Origin of the sequence: Deinococcus aerophilus (assembly GCF_014647075.1) — a bacterium.
Taxonomy (GTDB): domain Bacteria; phylum Deinococcota; class Deinococci; order Deinococcales; family Deinococcaceae; genus Deinococcus; species Deinococcus aerophilus.
On sequence record NZ_BMOM01000006.1, the window covers coordinates 85,305 to 104,719 of the forward strand.

18 protein-coding genes are annotated in these 19,415 nt (G+C 68.7%); 9 read left to right on the forward strand and 9 right to left on the reverse strand.

The features are described 5' to 3' along the window. Positions 1–152 precede the first annotated feature (152 nt). From rpe to nspC, 3 genes are all read left to right on the forward strand, one after another. Positions 153–797: a ribulose-phosphate 3-epimerase gene (rpe, locus tag IEY21_RS05730; RefSeq protein ID WP_229752922.1), complete on the forward strand. Its 645-nt coding sequence runs from the start codon at positions 153–155 to the stop codon at positions 795–797. A gap of 37 nt (positions 798–834) precedes the next feature. After that, positions 835–1,557 carry a 2-phosphosulfolactate phosphatase gene (locus IEY21_RS05735; RefSeq protein ID WP_188902265.1) on the forward strand — a complete coding sequence of 241 codons (723 nt, stop codon included), beginning with the start codon at positions 835–837 and terminating at the stop codon, positions 1,555–1,557. A gap of 96 nt (positions 1,558–1,653) precedes the next feature. Beyond that, positions 1,654–2,874 (forward strand): carboxynorspermidine decarboxylase, encoded by a 1,221-nt coding sequence (gene nspC / locus IEY21_RS05740; RefSeq protein WP_188902267.1) that lies wholly within the window; start codon positions 1,654–1,656, stop codon positions 2,872–2,874. A gap of 270 nt (positions 2,875–3,144) precedes the next feature. Here nspC and IEY21_RS05745 read toward each other — a convergent pair whose 3' ends face one another. From IEY21_RS05745 to IEY21_RS05755, 3 genes are all read right to left on the reverse strand, one after another. Then, positions 3,145–4,326 carry a DUF4384 domain-containing protein gene (locus IEY21_RS05745; RefSeq protein ID WP_188902269.1) on the reverse strand — a complete coding sequence of 394 codons (1,182 nt, stop codon included), beginning with the start codon at positions 4,324–4,326 and terminating at the stop codon, positions 3,145–3,147. A 165-nt stretch (positions 4,327–4,491) separates the two neighbouring features. Then, a complete protein-coding gene (locus IEY21_RS05750; RefSeq protein WP_188902271.1) occupies positions 4,492–5,268 on the reverse strand; it encodes a DUF554 family protein in 777 nt (258 codons plus the stop codon). Between the two features lie 107 nt (positions 5,269–5,375). Beyond that, entirely contained in the window at positions 5,376–6,353 is a 978-nt protein-coding gene (locus IEY21_RS05755; protein ID WP_188902273.1) for a leishmanolysin-related zinc metalloendopeptidase, read from the reverse strand. A 471-nt stretch (positions 6,354–6,824) separates the two neighbouring features. Here IEY21_RS05755 and IEY21_RS05760 point away from each other — a divergent pair, with 471 nt between their 5' ends. Next, positions 6,825–7,028, forward strand: coding sequence for a helix-turn-helix domain-containing protein (locus IEY21_RS05760; RefSeq protein ID WP_188902275.1), 204 nt, complete (start codon positions 6,825–6,827; stop codon positions 7,026–7,028). Positions 7,029–7,100: 72 nt separating this feature from the next. Further along, a complete protein-coding gene (locus IEY21_RS05765; protein ID WP_188902277.1) occupies positions 7,101–7,826 on the forward strand; it encodes a hypothetical protein in 726 nt (241 codons plus the stop codon). Positions 7,827–7,941: 115 nt separating this feature from the next. Here the strand turns inward: IEY21_RS05765 and IEY21_RS05770 are convergent, their stop codons facing one another. Genes IEY21_RS05770 through IEY21_RS05780 form a run of 3 tightly spaced genes read right to left on the reverse strand, consistent with a single transcriptional unit; the run spans position 7,942 to position 10,681 of the window. Further along, a complete protein-coding gene (locus IEY21_RS05770; RefSeq protein ID WP_188902279.1) occupies positions 7,942–9,210 on the reverse strand; it encodes a cytochrome P450 in 1,269 nt (422 codons plus the stop codon). Further along, complete coding sequence (locus tag IEY21_RS05775) at positions 9,210–10,019, reverse strand: DivIVA domain-containing protein (protein WP_188902281.1); 810 nt, start codon at positions 10,017–10,019, stop codon at positions 9,210–9,212. The genes IEY21_RS05770 and IEY21_RS05775 overlap by 1 nt, the downstream gene beginning before the upstream one ends. After that, positions 10,016–10,681 carry an alanine racemase gene (locus tag IEY21_RS05780; RefSeq protein ID WP_188902283.1) on the reverse strand — a complete coding sequence of 222 codons (666 nt, stop codon included), beginning with the start codon at positions 10,679–10,681 and terminating at the stop codon, positions 10,016–10,018. The genes IEY21_RS05775 and IEY21_RS05780 overlap by 4 nt, the downstream gene beginning before the upstream one ends. A gap of 280 nt (positions 10,682–10,961) precedes the next feature. On the opposite strand from IEY21_RS05780, the gene bamA reads away from it, so the two are divergent. From bamA to IEY21_RS05800, 4 genes are all read left to right on the forward strand, one after another. Beyond that, complete coding sequence (gene bamA / locus IEY21_RS05785) at positions 10,962–13,574, forward strand: outer membrane protein assembly factor BamA (RefSeq protein WP_188902285.1); 2,613 nt, start codon at positions 10,962–10,964, stop codon at positions 13,572–13,574. A gap of 146 nt (positions 13,575–13,720) precedes the next feature. Then, complete coding sequence (locus tag IEY21_RS05790) at positions 13,721–15,307, forward strand: Rqc2 family fibronectin-binding protein (RefSeq protein WP_188902429.1); 1,587 nt, start codon at positions 13,721–13,723, stop codon at positions 15,305–15,307. 63 nt (positions 15,308–15,370) lie between these two features. Beyond that, entirely contained in the window at positions 15,371–15,733 is a 363-nt protein-coding gene (panD, locus tag IEY21_RS05795) for an aspartate 1-decarboxylase (RefSeq protein WP_188902287.1), read from the forward strand. A gap of 241 nt (positions 15,734–15,974) precedes the next feature. Then, the gene (locus tag IEY21_RS05800) at positions 15,975–17,330 is read left to right on the forward strand and encodes an HD-GYP domain-containing protein (RefSeq protein WP_308424820.1); all 1,356 of its coding nucleotides are present in this window, start codon (positions 15,975–15,977) and stop codon (positions 17,328–17,330) included. A 46-nt stretch (positions 17,331–17,376) separates the two neighbouring features. Here the strand turns inward: IEY21_RS05800 and IEY21_RS05805 are convergent, their stop codons facing one another. Genes IEY21_RS05805 through IEY21_RS05815 form a run of 3 tightly spaced genes read right to left on the reverse strand, consistent with a single transcriptional unit; the run spans position 17,377 to position 19,391 of the window. Beyond that, on the reverse strand, positions 17,377–18,276 hold the full coding sequence (locus IEY21_RS05805) for a carbohydrate kinase family protein (RefSeq protein WP_188902290.1): 900 nt from the start codon (positions 18,274–18,276) through the stop codon (positions 17,377–17,379). Between the two features lie 47 nt (positions 18,277–18,323). After that, positions 18,324–18,818, reverse strand: coding sequence for a GNAT family N-acetyltransferase (locus IEY21_RS05810; protein ID WP_188902292.1), 495 nt, complete (start codon positions 18,816–18,818; stop codon positions 18,324–18,326). A gap of 9 nt (positions 18,819–18,827) precedes the next feature. Beyond that, on the reverse strand, positions 18,828–19,391 hold the full coding sequence (locus IEY21_RS05815; RefSeq protein WP_188902294.1) for a Rieske 2Fe-2S domain-containing protein: 564 nt from the start codon (positions 19,389–19,391) through the stop codon (positions 18,828–18,830). Between the last annotated feature and the right edge of the window lie 24 nt (positions 19,392–19,415).

A 19,415-nucleotide genomic window follows, 5' to 3' on the forward strand; every position in this document is an offset into this window, starting at 1 on the left:
TGCCGCCATGATGCCATGCCCGCTCCTAACGGGCGTTCGGGCCGCCGCAGCGGGCGTGCCCCCAACGCCCCACCCCGTTCATGAGGGGCGTTCATGAGCCGGCCCTTGATAGACTGACCGGCGTGAGTGCCGAAGCCGAGCCCGCCCGCCGCATCAAACTGGCCCCCAGCATCCTGTCGTGCGATTTCACGCGGCTGGGCGAGGAACTCTCGGCCATCGCCGGGGCCGACTGGGCCCATGTGGACGTAATGGACGGCGCTTTCGTGCCCAACATCAGTTTCGGGATGCCCATCCTGGCGGCGGCGCGGCGGGCGAGCAACCTGCCGATGGACGTTCACCTGATGATCGAGCGCCCCGAGCGCTACCTGAAAGAGTTCGCGGCGGCGGGGGCCGACAGCCTGACTGTGCATGTGGAGGCCACGCCGCACGTGCACCGCGCCGTGCAGCAGATCCGGGAACTGGGCAAGCGCGCGGGCGTGACCCTGAACCCCGGCACGCCGCTGGAGGCGGTGCGGCCGGTCCTGGGCGATGTGGACCTGGTGCTTGTCATGAGCGTCAATCCTGGCTTCGGCGGCCAGAAGTTCATTCCGCACAGCCTGGAGCGCATCCGCACGCTGCGCCGCTGGCTGGACGAGCTGGGCAGCGAGGCCGAGCTGCAGGTGGACGGCGGCGTGTCGCCCACCAATGCCCGCGCGGTGGTGGCCGCCGGAGCCAGCGTGCTTGTGGCGGGCAGCGCGGTGTACGGCCGGGACGGCGCGCAGGCCGGGCTGGAGCGCCTGCGCGAGGCCCTGAAGTGAGGGAACCGGTCCGGTCGGGCACAGAGGGGGGCCGGGCATGAAGCTGCGGGTGGATCTGCTGCCCCACGGGCAGTACCCGGATGTGGTGGTGGTGGTGGACGTGCTGCGGGCGACGACCTCCGCTGTGGCCTACCTGGAACGCGGCGCCGAGGCCCTGCTGCTCACCCGGACCCCCGAGGTGGCGCTGGCCCTGCGTGGGGGGGGCGGGGAATACGTGCTGGGCGGCGAGCGCGGAGGCCTGCCGATTCCCGGCTTCGATTTCGGCAACAGCCCGGTGGAGGCCGGAACGCAGAACTTCACCGGCAAGACGGTCGTGATGAACACCACCAACGGCACCGGCGCGGCCCATGTGGCGGCCCAGAGCGGCAAGCACGTGCTGCTCGCCGCCCTGACCAATGCCCACGCCGCCGCCCGCCGCGCCCGCGCCCTGGCGACCGAGGGCATCGCCATCGTGTGTGCCGGGACCGACGCCCGCGTGGGGCTCGACGACGTGTACACCGCCGGGGTGCTCGCCGAGTACCTGCTCGCGATGGGAGAATTCGAACTTGACGACGGCGCGCGAATCGCCCTGACCGTACGTCGGGGCGGGGGCAATCCCCTGGAAGCCCTGGGAGGCAGCGCCCACGGCCTGCACCTGGCTGACCTGGGCCTGGGGGCCGACGTGCAGTTTGCCGCAGGCCTGAGCATCAGCACGGTCGTGCCCACCCTGGCGGGCGGCGGGGACATCCCTGCGGAGACGTTGAAGTTCGTGGCAGGTTAACGCTGCATATCCCGGCCGGTCAATGAAAGTCGCGGGGCCAGCGGCTGGCGTTTTCGCTGACGGTCCCGCATGGACCGGACCGCTAAACTTGCGCACATGACCCTGACCGATTTCCAGGCCCCCGCCGTGACCCCCGTGGACGGCATCGACTGGGCCTCCATTCCCAGCCCGGCCTTCGTGCTTGACGAGTCGCGGCTGCGGCGCAATCTGGCCCTGATCTCCCACGTGCAGCGCGAGAGCGGCGCGCAGATCATCGTGGCCTTCAAGGGCTTTTCCATGTGGAGCACCTTTGGCCTGCTGCGCGAGTATGGCATCACCGGCGCGACGGCCAGCAGCCTGAACGAGGCCCTGCTGGCCCGGGAGGAGCTGCGCGGCGAGGTTCACGTCTACGCTCCGGCCTACAGCGCCGAGGAGTTTCCGCGCATTCTGGAGCTGGCCGACCACCTGGTCTTCAATTCGTTCTCGCAGTGGGAGCGCTTTAAGCCGCAGGTGGACGCTGCCCGCGCCGGGGGCCGCGCCATTGAGGTCGGCATCCGCATCAACCCGGAGTACGCCGAGGTCGAGACCGATCTGTATAACCCGGCCGGACCGTTCTCGCGCCTGGGTGTGACCCGCCGCGAGTTCCGCGAGGACTTGCTCGACGGCGTGGACGGCCTGCACTTTCATACCTTGTGCGAAAAGGACAGCGACACGCTGGAGCGCACGCTGGAAGTCGTCGAGCGCAACTTCGGCGAGGTCCTGCCCCGCATGAAGTGGGTCAATTTTGGGGGCGGCCACCTCATGACCCGCGAGGGCTATGACCTGTCCCGCCTGATCCGGGTGGTGCGGGCCTTCCGGGAGAAGTGGGATGTGGACGTCATTCTGGAGCCGGGCAGCGCCTTCGGCTGGCAGACCGGCTGGCTGGTGAGCTCGGTGCTGGACGTGGTGCACAACGTCAAGGACGCCGCATTGCTCGACATCTCGGTGAGCGCGCACATGCCCGACGTGCTGGAGATGCCCTACCGCCCCCGCATTCTGGGCGCGGGTGATCCCCCCGAACACGAGCACCGCGAGGCCAACGACTACGGCGGCGGACACCCCTACCTGATCGGCGGCACGACCTGTCTGGCCGGGGACGTGGTGGGGGAGTATGTCTTCGGGCGTCCGCTGGAGATCGGCGACCGGGTGGTCTTCGACGACATGATCCACTACACCATGGTCAAGACCACCTTCTTTAACGGCGTCAAGCACCCCGACATCGGCATCCTGCGCCCGGACGGCACCTATGAACGCGTCAAGACCTTCGGCTATGAGGAATTCAAGGCCAAGCTGAGCTGAGCGCGGCATGGCCTCGCCCCCCGACTCACTTCGGAGTCCGGGGGCGGGCTGTTGCTGAGATGGGTGTGGGAGGGACGGGCCGGTAAATGGGAGGCCTGGGGTGCGCCGTGGCAAAGGGGATTCGCCTCTGCACAGACGCGCCGATTCTGACCTGCTCCCGGGGCGGGGGCAGGAAAAAGGAGCCGGGGTGGGGTCACGGAGTTGGGTGTCCAGTCACGCCCGGCACGCAGGTTCAGGAGGTTGGAGGAGGGCGGGGCGAAAACCCAGCCCCTACTTGCGGTAGATCTTGATGGCGCCGTTCACGGTGCGGATGGTGCCGCCCTCGAAGTCGGCGGCCCACGCTCCGTTCAGCGAGTACTGGTCGCGGGTGGGAAAGCCCAGGAAGCTGCCGCTGCCACCCAGGCCCTGGTAGGCCTTCAGGACCGGCCCGGTGAGCCAGAAGGTGCCGTACTTCTCGGAGCCGTACAGCGCACCGTTCTGGAAAAAGCCGTACAGGCCGGTGGTGCCGTAGCGGTTCTGGGGAATGACCTTTTCATCGCCGGCGGCCCAGCCCAGGCGGCTGGGGGGACGCACCGCGCCGTTCTCGGCCCGGGCCAGCGCGAGATACCGTTCCAGCAGGCGGCCGTGTACCGCGTAAGAACGGCTGCTGCCGTTGGCATGCAGCAGCACGGCGTCGCCGTATGCTCCCACGCCGTTGAACTTCTGCCACCAGCCGTCTCCCCACGGCGTGGCGTAGGTGGTGGCATTGCCCAGGGACTCCCCACCCTTCAGGCGCGCGTAGGCGTCCACCATCGCCCCGTCAATGGAGCCGTCCTGGCGCTGGCCCGGTTGAATGCGGGCGGTGGGCGTGGGCTGCGGGGCCGGGGTCTGGGCGGCCGTTGCCACCCGGAAGAAAGCGGTATCGGTGGTCCAGCCGTCGGCAGGCAGAGGGTTGACGGTGATGCTCAGCGCCTGCGCCAGGTCATCTTGCCCCTTGACCTTCACGGTGGCGAAATCCTGCTGGCCCTCAAAGCGGAAGATGTCGTCCAGACTGAGCTTGGTGGTGCTTGCCAGGGCGAGCAGCTTGTCCTGCCCGGCCGGGCCGCCGACGCTGAGGTTGTACGCGGCGTCGCCCGCCGGGAACACCCGCGCCGTGCCGGCCGCCACGTAGTTGTTGTCCTCGTAGCGGTTGGGAAAGAAGAGATCAATCGCGCCGTCGGCATTCACGTTGAATAGGTACACGTAGGCGGCCGCGTTGGTCTTGAGTCCCACGCTGATTCGCTCACCGATCTGATAGGTGGGGTTGCCCGCGCCGCTGGCGTCGCGGTTGGTCCACACCTGCACGCTCAGGTCCGGCTGGGTGGGGTTCACGATGATGCTCTGGGCGCTGAGCTTGGCGTCGCTGGCGCCGGCCGCGCCAGAAAGAAGGACACCGAGGGTCAGGGTGCTGAGGGAACGGATGGAATCGCGCATGGGTGGAACCTCCTTGAACTGGAATGTGGTCAAGGTAACGGCTGAAACTGATGACGCACTGATAGCGAAAGATCATTAAGAGAGTCTCTGCCGACGCTCAAGGCCGCAGGCAGCGCAGCGCCGTTGGGGACAGCAGAAAGCGGCCGGAAGGGGCCGCGCACGTTCTCACCTCAGGGTCAGGTTCGCGAGCCCCAGGGCGAGGGGAGCAAGCAGCAGTGCCGGCAGCATGCTGCCCACCCGCACGCGCCGGTCCTCCATGCCCAGTCCGGCCAGCATCAGGTTCCAGCTGATGCCGATGATGGTGAGCCCCCCGGCCCCGGTGAGAATCAGGACATACGGATTGGTCTTCAGGACCTCGGGGTCTGCGCCGCCCAGCAGACTGGCCGCGAAGCCCCCGGCCGCCAGGCTGATGCCTCCCTGCACGAGCAGCACCGTGACTGCGCTGAACCCCACGCCAATGCCGTAGGCACCGGCCAGTGCCAGCGCGGCGATGCCGTCCAGGGTGCTTTTCAGGATGTAGGTGGAAGAATCACCGGTCAGGCCGTTTTGCAGCCCACCCACGAAGGTCATGGGGCCGATACAGAACAGCAAGCTGGCGGCCACGAAGCCCTCGGTAAAGCGGCCCTCGCCCCGGAAGCGCCGCCTCAGGGTCTCGCCCAGCCGCGCCAGTCCTTCCTCGATGCCCAGCGCCTCCCCGATCACCACTCCCGCCGCGAGGCTGATCAGCGCCAGAATCACGCCGGGAATGCTGCCGGCCGCCACGCGGTTGAGGTTGCCGGCCATGTCCAGCCCGATAAACAGCGTGACCAAGCTCAGGGTCTGCAGCAGTGAGCGCTGGGTCCGTTCGGGCAGCCGCCCACCCACCGTCAGGCCGAGCAGGGTGCCCAGCAGCACGGTCCCCACATTCACGAAGGTGCCCGACAGTTGCGACAGAAGGCTCATCAGGCCAGAGGGTAGCGCGTGGTGTGGGGCCAGGAGGAAACAGAACGTGAAGGTCCCCGCCTCGGTGCTTCGAGGCGGGGACAGGGAAGAGCTTGAGGTGGGGGCGCTTACTCGCCGCGGTAGGTCGGCGTGATGAGCTGCTCCCGGCCGCCGAGTTCCAGCGTCTGGCCCAGGGCCTGACCGCTCATGCTGGGAATGGTGTAGCTGTCGGCCGCTCCGTAGTTCACGACGTAGCCCATGTCCTGCAGGCTGCCCACGCTCATGCGTGACAGGGGGTTAAAGACGCCGCTGTTGAGGTAGCCGGTCATCAGCTCGGTCTTGAAGACGGTCTCGCGCCAGTGGCCGCCCGCTGTGCCGGGGCCGCCCTGGTTCTCGACCGGCACCGTGGACAGAGTGCCGCCCGCCGCGCGGTACTCGCGCACGCCGTTGCTGCCGTAGTACACGGGGTTGCTGCCGCCGATGCCGCCGACCAGTCCGAACTGCTGCCACAGCGTCCCAATACCCAGCGAGTGCCCCAGCTCGTGCACGGCGATGTCGGCGAGCTGGCTGCTGAACTGCGTCAGGTCGGCGGTGTCGAAGACCAGCGTGCTGTAGATGGTCAGTCCGCTGCTGGTGCGCACGCTGCACGGCCCGCTCTGGGCCAGGGTCCCCCCGGGGCCGTCAATGTTGGTGTTGCCGGTGAAGACGAGGATGTCGTCGATGGTGCCCACGTACTTGGCGTTGCTGCCACAGGAATTGGCGGGAATGTTGGCGGAGTAGCTGGGCAGGCCCTGGGTGATCACGCTCTGCCAGCGCGACGCGGCGGCCTGCATCGCGTTGACGACGCTGGTGGAGCTGCCCGAGGCGAACTTCAGGGTGATGTTGTAGGGCTCGGTGGCCTGTTCCTGAAAGGCGCTGCGCGTCAGGTTTGGGTCCAGCGGCAGGGCACTGATGTTGACCGGCTGGGCGGCCGGAGCGGCGGCCTGCTCCTCCCCGCCGGTCTTGACCGCGCCCGCGTTGGGAGTCTGGCTGCCGCAGGAGGCCATCAATGCACTCAGGGTGAGGGTGGCGAGGGTCAGTCCGAGCGTTTTCTTGAGCTGGGTCATGTTTGAAACCTCCAGGGTATTCACGGGGAGCCGAATACGAGGACAGCGGCAACCCACCTCTGGGGTGTAGTTGTCAGAAACCTGCGGTTTGTGCCGTGTGGGGCAACACTAGGGATTCGCCGTGAGCAAATCTGTGAAAAAATTCTTAAGTTAAGTGCCGATGAACCAGGAGGGGTGAAGTGCCCTCTAACACGCATTTTTTCTTTCCGGCTCATACACTGGGGGGGAGGGGGGGACGCCGCCATTTTTAACCGCGCCTGGACACCCCGTGTGGTAATCTCCGCGCAAGTTGAAACGGATGACTGTTCGGTTCCGGGTTGCGCCTCCACAGGGTGGCGTACCGGGCGGCGGTGCCCGTGAGACCCGGCCGCCGTATGTGCTGCGCCGCGCCGAAGTTTCGATGAACGCTGAAAACAAATCCTGCCTGGGGCTGCCGTGTGGTGGCCCCGCGCTCTTTTTGGGAGGTCACGCATGACCCTTTCAGACCAGTTTCATAGCCTGCCCATGCTGCTCAAAGTCAGTCAGGTTGCCGATTTCACCGGCACGCACGAGAGAACCGTGCGCCGCTGGATCCGTGATGGACGTCTGGGAGCGGTCGAACACCCCAGCGGCCTGCGTGTGCCCCGCCGCTCGTTGTGGCGCTTTCTGGGCCTGGACATGGCCCTGAGCGCCTGACGCTGGGACCGCTTCCCCAGTCATAAAACAGCCACGAACGGGGACGCCATCGGTCGCGTATGCTGCGCCGATATGGATGCGGCTGCCCCGGACCTGACCTCCCTGCTGGCCCGTGCAGAGGCCGGCGACGTTACCACGGCGCTGACAGACCACGAGTGTCAGGCGGCGGCCCGGCTCGCCCTCCACTCGGGCCGGCCCCGGCTTGCGCTGCGCTGGGGCGATGCAGACCCCCTGACCCACGCGGCTGCCCTGTTGCGGCTGGGCGACGCGGCGACGGCTCTGGAGGTGCTGGGCACCCTGCCCCAGACCGCCCGCTCCGCCGTGTTGCGGGCCCGCGCCCACTGGCAACTGGCCGACGGTTCGGCCCAGGGGGCCACCCTGCAGGCCCTCGCTCTGGCCCGCCGCGAGGGCGACGGCGCAGCGGTGGTTGCCGCCGCCACGCTGCGCGGTGAGCAGCTGTTGCCCGACCCGTACGCGGCCCTGCGGACCTTGGCCGAGGGCCTGAAGGTGGCCGAGCAGACCGGGCAGGCTGCCGACGCCCACCTGCTGGCGGTGCTGGCCCATGCCCAGCGGCGGCTGGGCGGCCCCAAGGGCGCACGCACGGCAACCAAGGCCCTGGAGCGCAGCGCCCCGCGCAGCCCGGCCCGCGTGCTGGCCCTGCTCGCCCTGGACCGCGCGCAGGAGGCCCACGCCGAGGCGGCAGACGGAGAACTGGCGGCGGTGTGGTGGCGGGGCTTTCTCTCAGATCAGTTTCCGGTCACGCCCTCTGGAACGAAACGTACGGCGGCAGACGGATAAGCCTGCCGGGTCAGGGTTGCCCTGCAGCCCCACGCTCTGGCAGGCTCCTTGCCCCGGCGTTCCTGAAGCGCGGCCTGCAACCTCCCCACCGCTCCCTGCCGCCTGCCCGCTTCCCCTAGCTGGCCACCACGTTCAGCCGGGCCAGCCCGCGGATTACGAAGCCGCCGGCATAGTCGCCCGGGTCGTCCGGATCGGCCAGCCGCAGGTCCGGCATGGCGCGGCACAGGGCCTGCAGGCTCAGGGCCAGTTCCAGCCGGGCCAGCGGCGCGCCCAGGCAGTAGTGGATGCCCAGGCCGAAGGTGAGGTGGGGGTTGGGATCCCGGCTCAGGTTCAGGTCGTCGGGCTGCGTGAACTTGCTGGCGTCGCGGTTGCCGCTGGCGTACAGCAGCGCCACACGGTCACCGGGGTTCAGGGCCGCGCCGCACAGTTCCAGCGGCTCCAGGACGATGCGCTCGAACATCGGCAGCGGCGTGTCAAAGCGCAGCAGTTCCTCGGCGGCGCGGCGGAAGGTGGGCAGGCTGCCGCCGTGCGGAGCGGCGTCCACCAGCGCCTGCCAGTGTTCACGCTGTCTCAACAGGGCCAGCACTCCTCCGGCCAGGCCGTTGACGCTGGCCTCGTGCCCGGCATTCAGCAGCAGGATGCAGGTGTCGATCAGCTCCTGTTCGCTCAGGCGGTCGCCGGCGGCCTCGGCCTCCACCAGCGCCGTGATCAGGTCGTCCTGGGGCGTGGCACGGCGCTGGCGGGCCAGCCCCCGCAGCAACGCGCTGAATTCCTGCACGGCGCGTTCGGCCCCCGCCTGATCCTCGCGCGTGGGGGCGGGTTCGTACAGCCGCACGATCGCCGCCGACCACGGACGCAGCAGGGCGCGCTCTTCCTGCGGTACTCCCAGCAGTTCGGCAATCACCGTGACCGGCAGCGGCTCGGCATAGTCGGCGATCAGATCGAAGTGGCCCGCCGCCCCCAGACCGCGCAACTGCCCGGCCAGGATGGCCTCGATACGGGCCTGAAGCGCCTCCACCCGGCGCGGCGTGAAGGCCAGACCCACCAGCGAGCGCAGCCGGGTGTGCTTGGGCGGCTCGCTGTCAAGCAGATGGTTGCTGTTGAAGGCGTCGAAGCTGGCCTGAGCGGGATCGGGCGGCGGCCAGCCCAGCTCATCGCGCGAGTAGCGGTGCAGGGCGCTGCGGCCCAGACGTTTGTCGCGCAGGGTCGCCGAGATGTCGGCATACCGGGTCAGCACCACCCGGTCTAGCCCTGGATCGTGGAAGACCGGCGTCTGTGAACGCAGTTCACGGAGCAGCGGATACGGGTCGCGCACGAAGGCCGGGTCGGATACCGGCAGGCGCACCTGGGGCAGCCCGCCGGATGGGAGGTGCCGCGCGGGCATTACAGGAACTGCTGTCCTTCCACCGAGACGAGCTGGTCGTCGTCCGGCTGAGGTGCAGAGCCCGACGCGGCAGGGTCGGCCCCATCTTCGCCGTCCTGTTCGTGTGACGGCGAGGAGGGCAGGCTCAGGTTCTGGGCCGGCAGGCTGGAGGACGGCAGGGCCATGTCCTCGGGCAGCACATGGCGGGCCGAGAGCTCGGAGAACGAGGACATCAGCGCGCGGTAGCCGCCCAGGAACTGCACGTATTCCTGGCGCGCTCCGGCCAGGCGTGAGGTCAGTTCGGCGTGGCGCTGGGCGAAGGCGCGCTCCAGGGCGTTGATGCGTTCGGTCTGGACCCGCTCGCGTTCCAGCAGCAGCTGGTGGTGGTCGCGTTCCAGATCGGCGAAGCGCGAGTGAAAGGTGGCCTCCAGGGCCGCCATGCGTGCGCCGTGCTGCGCCTCCATCTCCACGTTGCGCGACTGGGCTTCCCGCAGCAGCTGATCGCTCTGCGCGCCCGCCTGGGCGAGCAGCAGCTCGCTCTCGCGGGTGGCGTTCTCGCGCATCTCGTGGCCGATGCGCTCGGCGGCCATCACGGCGCGCCGGATCTCGTCCTGGGCCTGCTTCTGTTCCTCGAGTTCGCGCTCCAGTACGGTCAGGCGCTCGCGCTGTTGCAGGCCGCCCTGCAGCAGGGTCTCGAGTTCATCGGAGACCCGGGCCAGAAAGGCGCGCACGCTGGAGCGGTCATAGCCCCGGAAGCGGCTGGGAAATTCCTGATGGCGGATGTCCAGGGGCGAAAGCTTGTCGGTGTTGTGGGAGAGATGGTGGGTCACGAAAAAAGGCTCCTTCCCACCCGGATCAGGGTGGCTCCTGCACGCACGGCCAGCGGATAATCGCCGCTCATGCCCATGCTCAGTTCGGGCAGGCCCAGGTCATGGGCACGCCGCGCGGTGTCGCTGAACAGCTGCAGGATACGGTCTTCGGCCTGGGGTGCCGGCACCTCGGCACCAAACTCGGGAGCCATGACCATCAGGCCGCGCACATTCAGGCCGGTTGCGCGCACGTCCGAGAGCACACCGCCCAGGTCAGCCACCGGAATGCCGTGTTTCTGGGCCTCGCCGTTGTGCACCTGCAGCAGCACGTCCGGTGCGTGTCCCCATCCCTCGGCCGCCGCCGCGATGGCCTCGGCCTGCCACCCGGCCTCGATGGCGTGGACCAGGGTCACGGGCCGCAGATACTTGACCTTGTTGCGCTGCAGCGGCCCGATGTAGTGCCACTCGACCCGGCGCCCGGCCTGGGCGAATTCGGCGGCCTTGTCACGCAGTTCCTGGGCGCGGCCCTCGCCCAGCGGAAAGTCGCCGTGCGCGAGCACCTGCGCCTCGATGCTCTGCAGCGTCTGACCCTTGGTCACGGCCACCAGGCGCGCGCTGCCCTCCTCGCGGCCCCACTCGCGTTCCAGGGCGCGCAGACGGGCCAGCACCTCGGACAGACTCATCCGGTTTCCTGGCCGGCCAGACGGACGGCGCAACAGCGCAGCGTTGTTGAGAACACGTTGGGCATTCTCACCCAAGTCGTTCGTTCGCTCAAGTCGGCTCGCGGGTGTGCCCGCATCAGCAGCAAAGTTTCACGCATCTCTCTCCATTCTTCACCCTTCTCAGGGGACGCTCGGCAACTGTGAACAGCAGTACTCGCCACACCCGGCCCCCAGCCCATCTGCCGCTCCAGTCCAGGATGGCGCCGGGGGCGAGTTCAGGGTGTGCGAAACTAGGAGAAGAATGCGATACCCCATGACGCTCGCCGTGACCGTCCTTCTGGCCGCTCCCGCCGTCGCCCAGACCGCAGGCACCGTTCAGGACGTGACGGTGTCCGGAACTTCTGAACTGCTCAGCAACTTTCTGCGCGCCACCCTCAGCATTCAGCCCGGCGCGCCGCTGTCGAGCGTCAACCTGCGTCAGGTCGAGCAGGAGGTCGTCGCCACCGGGTACTTCAAGAGTGCCGTGGCCGAACTGCGTACGGTGGCGGGCAAGGACACCCTGAACGTCACGGTGGTGCCCAACCCGACCATCACTGCGGTCGAGGCCAGCGGACTGACCTTCCTATCGCCCGACGCATTCAAGAAGTCCATCGGCGAACTGCTCAACATTGCTCCCGGCGCGACCCTCAACACCCAGCGCATCGATCAGGCCAAAGAAGCCCTGGCCCAGAACTACCAGGCCGAGGGCTATCCGTTTGCCCCCAGCATCAGTGCCGATGTGAAGCCCGGGAAAGACGGCAGCGTGACCGTTACCTTCGTGGTGGATGAAACGGCCCCGATCAAGCGGGTCGAGGTCTCGGGCGTGTCGCTGCTGCCCGCCGCCACCGTCACGAACATCTTCAAGCCGCTGTATGACGCCCGCAAGTTCACGCCGGACCTCTACTACGGCGCGGTGCAGGCGCTGCAGCAGGCCTACGACGACGCCGGCTACCTGCAGGCCGGGGTGGATGTCCGCAGCAGCACCCTTGCCGACGGGATCCTCAAGGTCACCGCCGTTGAGGGCAAGGTTGCGGGCGTGGACTTAAGCGGCCTGGGCAGCCCCCAGGTGGCCCTGCAGACCTCTGCCGGGCAGCCGGTGACCCTGGCCAGATTGCAGGCGGACGTGCGGACCCTGGCGAACCAGACCGGCAAGCCGGTGGGCTTTGCGCTGCAGCCCAACCCCGAGAACCCTGGACAGGTCACCGTGCTGTTCGGTGCGGCGGACGTGGCCTCGGGGCCGGTGAAGTCCATCAGCGTGACCGGCAACACCCTGGTGCCGTCCGCCACCCTGCTTGCCGCCATCAAGACCAAGGTGGGCGACACCTACAGCCCGCAGCTCGCCCAGAACGACTTCCTGGCGCTGCGGGATGCCTACCGCAAGGCGGGCTACGAGATCAGCACCCGCGACGCCATCGCCTTTAAGGACGGCGCACTGACCTTCAACGTCCGCGAGGTCCGTCTGGTCGGTTACGAGCTGGAGTGGCAGGGCGAGCACAAGACCAAGGACCGCGTGATTCTGCGCGAGCTTCCCGACGCAGGCACAGCCTTCAACCGTGAGACCCTGAGCGCAGCGCTGGGCCGCATCAGCCGCCTGGGCTTCGTGCGCGTGACCACCGAATCGGTGCGCAGCGACCCGCAGAACCCGGAAAACGTGACCTACGTGCTGGGCGTCGCCGAGACCAAGACCGGCATTCCGGTGAACCTGGGCCTGACCTATGACAGCTTTGCCGGCGGCTTCAGCGGCGACGCCGCCTACACCAACTCCAATGTCTTCGGGCTGGGCCAGAGCTTCACGGTCGGCATCGGCGCGCAGCAGAACCAGGCCGGACAGAATTTCGTGGGCAATGCCAGCTACACCATTCCCTGGTTGGACCTGAACTTCCTGGACTTCCAGAAAAACCGCACCAGCGTGTCGGTCGCTGTGGGCAGTACCGTGGTCGGCAACAACGCGATCTACACCCGCCCCAGCGATTCTCCCGCCACCACCGGTCTCCCGGCGAGCACCGACACCGGCTACGACTACACCGTGCGCAGCACCGGCTTCAGCGTGAATGCCGGGCGCAACCTGGGCAAGTACCTGTATGCCAACGTCGGTGTGGGGGTCAGCTACAAGACCTACTACCTTGAAGAGCTGCAGAAAGACGACAAGAACACCGTGGAGGTGCCGGGCACGAACGGCGGGGCCGCGACCAGCTACACCTTCACCGAGGATCAGGCCAGGGCGCGCCTGCCCGAGGCGGGCGTCACCACGCGTGTGAGCGGCAACCTGATCTACGACAGCACCGACAACCCCGAGTTCCCCGACAGCGGCTTCCGCGCCAACCTGAACGCGGGGTACAACGTGGGACGCCAGGGTCAGGTGCCGCTGAGCTGGACGGACCTGGAAGCGGGCGGCAGCACCTACTTCGGGTTTGGCCGCACCCTCGAGAAGGACCTGGGCGTCAGCAACAGCCAGCAGGTCTTCGCCGTGCGCGCCAACGCGGGCACCATCCTGGGAACCGTCACCGCTCCGGGCGGCACCGGTTTTGCCATCGGCGGCGGCAGCACCCCCGAGGCGTCGCGCCAGTTGCGCGGCCTGGACAACGGCCAGCTGTTCGGCGTCAACTACCTGACCACCAGCGCCGAGTACCGCTACGACTTCGGCCTCAAGGCGGGCGTCGCCCAGGGCCTGTACGGCGTGGTCTTCGCGGATGCCGGAAGCGCATGGGGCACCCGCGAGAACCCCAACTTCAACCTGAAGTACGGTGTCGGGGCGGGCGTGCAGCTCAACCTGGGCATCGGCGGCGCGCTGCTGCCCAGCCTGCGCTTCGACTACGGCTACAGCCCCCAGAACCAGCGCGGCCAGTTCTACTTCCGCATCGGCAACTTCTTCTAAAGTTCACGGGCCATCTCCAGGGCGCACTTCCTCCGGGAGGTGCGCTTTGCTCATGTTCCCGTTGGCCTGTATTCCTGTGCCGCCCACCTCCTTCGGCGCTAGCATGCCCGGATGATGTGTTTCCCGCTGCCCCGCCGAGGTATTTCATGGAAGGGCTGATGCTCGCCCGGGTGCTGGGTGACCTGACGCCGCAGCTGCCCCTGCGCACGCTGGGCTGGGTCTTTCCTGACGAGACCACCGCCGCCCTGCTCCTGGACGGTCCGGGGCCGGGCGAGCGGCGCAATCTGGTACTCGCCTACCGCCCCCCCCAGCCGGTGCTGTTCGTGTCGCGTGAGCGGCTGCGCGGCGAGCCCCACAGCCCCTTCCAGCGCTTTCTGGCGGCGCGGGTGCGCGGGGACCTGCTGGACGTGCAGCAGCTCAAGCTCGACCGGGTGGTGGCCCTGCACTTTGCGGGCGAGGCGGGCTTTGTGGATCAGGCCCCCACCCGACTGCTGTTCGAGGTCACCGGACGCAACGCCAACTTGCTCGTGCTGGAGGAGGGCGAGGGCTTTACCGGACGCATCGTGATGGCCGCGCGCGAGGTCACGGGCAGCCGCAACCGCTTCCGCACCATTCGCAGCGGGGGACCATACACGCCGCCGCCGCCCTACGACAAACTCGATCCGCGTACGCTGACCGAGGAGGAGGCGCAGTCCCTGTCGGCGTTGCCCCTGGGCCGCTGGCGCGAGCGTCTGGACGGCCTGGGACCATTGCTGGGAGCCGAACTCCTGCGCCGCTCGGGGCTGCCGGGCAGCGAGGCTCCCGGCGGGCGCTGGCCGCAGGTGCTTGCGGCGCTGCGCTCGCTGGCCGCCGACCCGACCGTCAGCCAGGGGGTCATGCAGGACGGGGCCCGCGAGGCCGCCCGCAGCGAGAAGGCCGCGGCACTGCGCCGGGCCCTGTCCGAGCCGCTGGAAAAGCGCGTGACCCTGCTGCGCAATCAGCTTGCCGACGTTGCCCGCGCCGAGGAGGGCGTGGAGGCCGCCGCCGCCGACCGCGAGGAGGCCGACCTGCTGATGGCCTATGCGCATACGGTGGCGCCCGGCAGCGTCAGCGCCGAACTGCCTGCCTTCGACGGCAGCGGGCCCCGTCCGCTGGCCCTGGAGCCCAACCTCAGCGCCGTCCAGAACGCCGAGAAGCGGTACACCCGTGCCCGCCGCCGGGAAGAGGTGTACGAACGTCTGCTGGAACGCGAGCCGGTCCTGCGTGCTGAACTGGAGGAGGCTGAGGCGCGTGTGCGGCACCTGGAAAACGCCACCCTGGAGGAACTGGGCGCGCTGGCCGATACCCTGCAGTCCGAGCGTCCCGAGAAGAGCCAGTACGGCATGCGCTTTGCCACGCCGGGCGGGTACGAGGTGCTGGTGGGGCGCAACAACAAGGAAAACGCCACCCTGACCCACCGGCTGGGCCGCAGCCTGGACTACTGGTTTCATGCCCAGGGGTATCCCGGCAGCCACGTCCTCGTGCGCACCGGCGGCAAGGAGCTGGCTCAGCCGGACATCCTGTACGCCGCGCGGCTGGCGGCCACCCACAGCAAGGCGCGCGGCAGCAGCAACGTGCCGGTAGACTACACGCGCGTCAAGTTCGTGTGGCGGCCCCGGGGTGCGCCCGCCGGGGCGGTGCATTACACCGATCAGAAGACCGTGTTCGTGGACGGCACCCCGCCCGACGAAGCCGGGGCTTCCTCTGAGCGGTGAGGTGGGCTGGGCCGCACGTCCCCGAACGCCCCCTGAGGCTGCCATCACGTACAATGCCCGGCTGTGCAACGCATCATGTTCAGGGCCAAGATCCACCGCGCCACCGTGACCCAGGCTGACCTCGACTATGTGGGCAGCGTGACCGTCGACCAAGACCTGCTCGACGCCGCCGACATTCTGGTGAACGAGCGGGTGGACATCTGGAATGTCACCAACGGCAACCGGCTGCACACCTACGCCCTGAGCGGCCCGCGCGGCAGCGGCGTGATCGGCATCAACGGAGCCGCCGCCCACCTGATGCGGCCCGGTGACCTAGTGATCATCGCGGCTTTCGGCCAGTACACCGAGGAAGAGGCCCGTACCCTTGAACCCCGGGTCGTGATTGTGGACGCCCACAACCGGATGGTGGATCTGCAGCCGGTCTGAATCCCTGGTGAGGGGGGGGGAGGGCCCCCGAAGTCCCAAGCTCCGTGCCGGGGCGGGCCGTGTGGCCGCTCCTCTGGCCGCACTTGGCTGCACTTTGGCCGGCCAGCACGTCGGTGGGGCGTGCGGGAGAGGTCCGGCAATGTGCTGGGAAGCCGGTTCCCCTGCTCCGACGGGCACGCTGCCGGGCAACAGCACAGCATTTTTCTTTAGCAAGGTTTCACACGGGTGTTAGACTTCCGGCGTGTTCCGCACCGCGCCGTGGTCCTTTCTGCTTTTTCTGCTGGCGGCTGGTCTGGCTGGTTACGGAGTCTATGTAGGCCGTCCCGGGCTGATGGCGGGAGCCGCCCTGCTGGCGCTGCTGCCTGCCTGGACCCTGGGGGGCAACTGGCGCTGGGCGGCCCTATTGATCTATCCGGTCGCCTTCGTCGCCTCGCTGGCACGGCCCGGATCGCAGCCCTCCTGGGAAGAGCTGCTTGCGGCGCTGTTGATCACCGGCGGATTGGGGTACGTCACGCTGCGCGAACAGGGCGCGGCCCGCGAACTCGCGTGGCAACGCAAGACGCTGGCCGCGCTGCGGGCGGGCAGTGAACGCCTGGCCGATGCCCGCGACGCCGACGCGATCATCCGCGCCGGCGTGAGCATCCTGGACACCCTGCGGGTCGCGCCGAACATGGCCTTTGTGGCCTACCGCCAGGGCACGCCGTACATCCTGGCGGCGCGCGGGGCCTACGAGGCCTTTCTGGAACGTCCGATTCACCCCAGTGACAACGACAGCCGCAGCGTGCAGGCCGATCACTGGGTGGCCGAGGAAGCGCTGGCACTGCTGCAGCGTCCACAACGGCTGCACTATCACGTCGCGCCGGTGTTCGGCCGGGCCTCCAACCATCTGGGCGTGCTGATCCTGACCCGCAACACCGATGTGGAATTCGGGGAGGACGAGGTCTCGGTGGTCGCGTCCTTCGCGCGGTTGCTGGGCGCACAGCTGGGCCAGTGGAACGCCATCCGCGACCTGCGCGACGCCAACGACCTGACGCTGCGGTCGCTGGGCGCGGCCCTGGAGCGCCGCGATGACGACACCGGCGGCCACACCAGCCGGGTGGTCAGCACGAGCGTGCGCCTGGCCCGCCGGCTGGGCTGGGACGAGGATCAGGTCAAGGCCCTGCGCTGGGGCGCGTACCTGCACGACCTGGGCAAGCTGGCCATTCCGGACCGCATCTTGCACAAACAGGCGACGCTGAACAGCGAGGAACGCCGGATCATCCAGACGCACACCACGGTGGGCTACGACATGCTGCAGGACCTGCATTTTCTGCCGGCCGAGACCCTGGATCTGGTGCGCTACCACCACGAGCGCTGGGACGGCACCGGCTACCCGGCCGGTCTGCGCGGGCAGAACATTCCCGACACGGCCCGGCTGTTTTCCATTGTGGACGTGTACGACGCCCTGAGCACCGCGCGGCCCTACAAGCCCGCATGGACCCGTGAGCGTTCGCTGGCCGAGATCCGCATGCAGGCCGGGCATCAGTTTGATCCGCAGTACGTCGACGCCTTCCTGCGCATGATGGCCGAGCAGGACGACGCCCATCTGGTGGTGTAATCCACCGGCATTTTCCGGGCCGGTAGGGTCCTAGCCCAGCAGGGTCCTAGCTCAGCGCCTCCACGTCCGCCCGTGTGGGCGCGTAAGCTCCGGCATGGGCGCAGGCGGCGGCGGCGGCCCGCAGGCCCAGCGCCAGATGTTCGGTCCAGCGGGCCTCCGGGCGCTCGGTGGCCCCGACGAGCAGGCCCGCGCACAGGGCGTCGCCCGCGCCCACGGTGTCGGCGACCTGCACCGGCACGGCCTTCACGTCGGCCCGGCCCGCGGCGTGGTACAGCGAGGCCCCCTGTGCGCCGCGCGTGATCACGATGGGCGCGCGCGGATTCATGCCGCGCAGCTGCTGCAGCGCCCCCGGCTCCGAGATCCCGGGAAAGAAGAAGGCCAGGTCCTCATCGCTGAATTTCATCAGGTCGGCCTGCCGCGCCACCCGCTCGAACACCGCCGGATAATCCGGGTGGCGGTGGGTGATGCGGGCGTTGGGATCGAAGCTGATCTTCACCCCGGCGGCGCGGGCCTCCCCGATCACCCCGAGCAGGGTGTCGGCCAGCGGCCAGCGGCTCAGGCTGATGCCGCCCACATGCAGCCAGCGGGCCGCTTCCAGCCAGCCCTGCGGTAACCCGGCCGGGTCAAAGTGCAGGTCAGCGCTGTTCTCGCCCAGAAAGCGGTAGGCGGGTGGGTCGCTGCGGTAGACCACCGCCATCAAGGTGGGGGCAGGCACGCGCTGCAGAAAGCGCAGGTCCAGTCCGGCCTGGGCCGAGGCCTGCGCGAGGTCATCGCCGAAGTTGTCCTGCCCCACCGCTCCGGCAAAGGCGCTGGGCACCCCTAGGGCGGCGCAGGCCCGCGCAACGTTCCAGCCCGCTCCGCCCGGATGGGCTGTCCACCGGTTTTCTCCAGCGGTCACCAGATCGGTCAGGGCTTCTCCGGCGCTCACAATCAGTGGCAATGACATAAACGCTTGATGCTACCCCGCCCGCAGGCGGGGTGTCCGGCACAGGTTCAGACCGGCAGCCGGTAAAGCGTTACGTCGAAGCCCTTGACCTCACGCCGGCCCATGTCCTGAAACCCGAAGGTTTCGTAGATGGCCCGCAGCCTGGGGCGGGCGGTGGCCGTGTCCAGCTTGAGCCAGCTTCGGCCACGCTCCGCCGCCTCGCGCTGGCCCGCCGTGAGTATGTGGGCGGCCAGTCCCTGGCCCTGTGCGTGGGGATGCACCGCCAGTTTGTGCAGGTACAGCGCCTCGCCCGGCGGGTCGTCCGGCCAGAACAGGGGGTCCGTGTCCAGCAGGCACATGCACGCCAGCGCCGCGTCCGCGTGCCACGCCACGCGCCAGCATGCCGGCGGGTAGTACCGCGCCAACCGTTCGGGGACCAGGCTGCTTTCCGGCCACAGCGGCATTCCGCGGTCTTTCAGGTGCAGGGCGGCGGCGATCAGGATGCCCGAGGCGGCGCTGGCGTCCCCGCTCGTCCAGGTCAGGTCCATCGCGGCGGTTGCCATGTCTGAAGTTTAGCCGTCCTGCGGCGGCGCAGGCTCAATGCCGGTGGCCCAGACCGTGGCGTCCCGCACTTCCAGCCGCACCCGGGGCAGCGGCGCGTTGGCCTTGCCGAACACGGCCTCCCCGGCCTGCAGGGGATCGAAGACGCTGAAGTGGCAGCGGCAGCCCAGCTGCGGGTGGGTGGCCCCCGGGGGGGGGCGGTAGTTGAAGGCGAAGGCGAGGACCTCCGGGTCCCGCACCAGGTTCACCGGGCACCCCAGGTGCGTGCAGACCCGCGAGTACGCCACCAGATGCCCGCCCCCCGCCACAGTCAGCCCGCCCTCCACGGGCTGGGGCACGCGCAGCGCCGTGCAGGGCCGGCCGGCATACGTGAACTCCACGTTGTCCCACTCGGTTTCCAGGGCAGACAGCGGCGCCACGGACCGGGGAGGGGCGTCCTGAAACTGCGGCGCGGCGGCCCGCTGCTTGCGGAAGGTCACGCGCGCGGCATACCAGCCCATGTATCCGAAGGTTCCCACGGTGGCCGCCACCGGCAGCAGCCACCACTTTTCAAGGAGGGCGCGGCGGGAAATCATGCGGGGCGCAGGACGCTGCGGCCT

Bases quoted from the DNA above. Each gene is read 5' to 3' on its own strand.
- IEY21_RS05780 (WP_188902283.1), bottom strand. From the start codon at position 10,681: ATGAGTCTGTCCGAGGTGCTGGCCCGTCTGCGCGCCCTGGAACGCGAG.
- IEY21_RS05755 (WP_188902273.1), bottom strand. From the start codon at position 6,353: ATGACCCAGCTCAAGAAAACGCTCGGACTGACCCTCGCCACCCTCACC.
- IEY21_RS05805 (WP_188902290.1), bottom strand. From the start codon at position 18,276: ATGTCATTGCCACTGATTGTGAGCGCCGGAGAAGCCCTGACCGATCTG.
- IEY21_RS05810 (WP_188902292.1), bottom strand. From the start codon at position 18,818: ATGGCAACCGCCGCGATGGACCTGACCTGGACGAGCGGGGACGCCAGC.
- IEY21_RS05760 (WP_188902275.1), top strand. From the start codon at position 6,825: ATGACCCTTTCAGACCAGTTTCATAGCCTGCCCATGCTGCTCAAAGTC.
- IEY21_RS05770 (WP_188902279.1), bottom strand. From the start codon at position 9,210: ATGCCCGCGCGGCACCTCCCATCCGGCGGGCTGCCCCAGGTGCGCCTG.
- nspC (WP_188902267.1), top strand. From the start codon at position 1,654: ATGACCCTGACCGATTTCCAGGCCCCCGCCGTGACCCCCGTGGACGGC.
- IEY21_RS05790 (WP_188902429.1), top strand. From the start codon at position 13,721: ATGGAAGGGCTGATGCTCGCCCGGGTGCTGGGTGACCTGACGCCGCAG.
- IEY21_RS05815 (WP_188902294.1), bottom strand. From the start codon at position 19,391: ATGATTTCCCGCCGCGCCCTCCTTGAAAAGTGGTGGCTGCTGCCGGTG.
- IEY21_RS05765 (WP_188902277.1), top strand. From the start codon at position 7,101: ATGGATGCGGCTGCCCCGGACCTGACCTCCCTGCTGGCCCGTGCAGAG.
- bamA (WP_188902285.1), top strand. From the start codon at position 10,962: ATGCGATACCCCATGACGCTCGCCGTGACCGTCCTTCTGGCCGCTCCC.
- IEY21_RS05745 (WP_188902269.1), bottom strand. From the start codon at position 4,326: ATGCGCGATTCCATCCGTTCCCTCAGCACCCTGACCCTCGGTGTCCTT.
- IEY21_RS05735 (WP_188902265.1), top strand. From the start codon at position 835: ATGAAGCTGCGGGTGGATCTGCTGCCCCACGGGCAGTACCCGGATGTG.
- IEY21_RS05750 (WP_188902271.1), bottom strand. From the start codon at position 5,268: ATGAGCCTTCTGTCGCAACTGTCGGGCACCTTCGTGAATGTGGGGACC.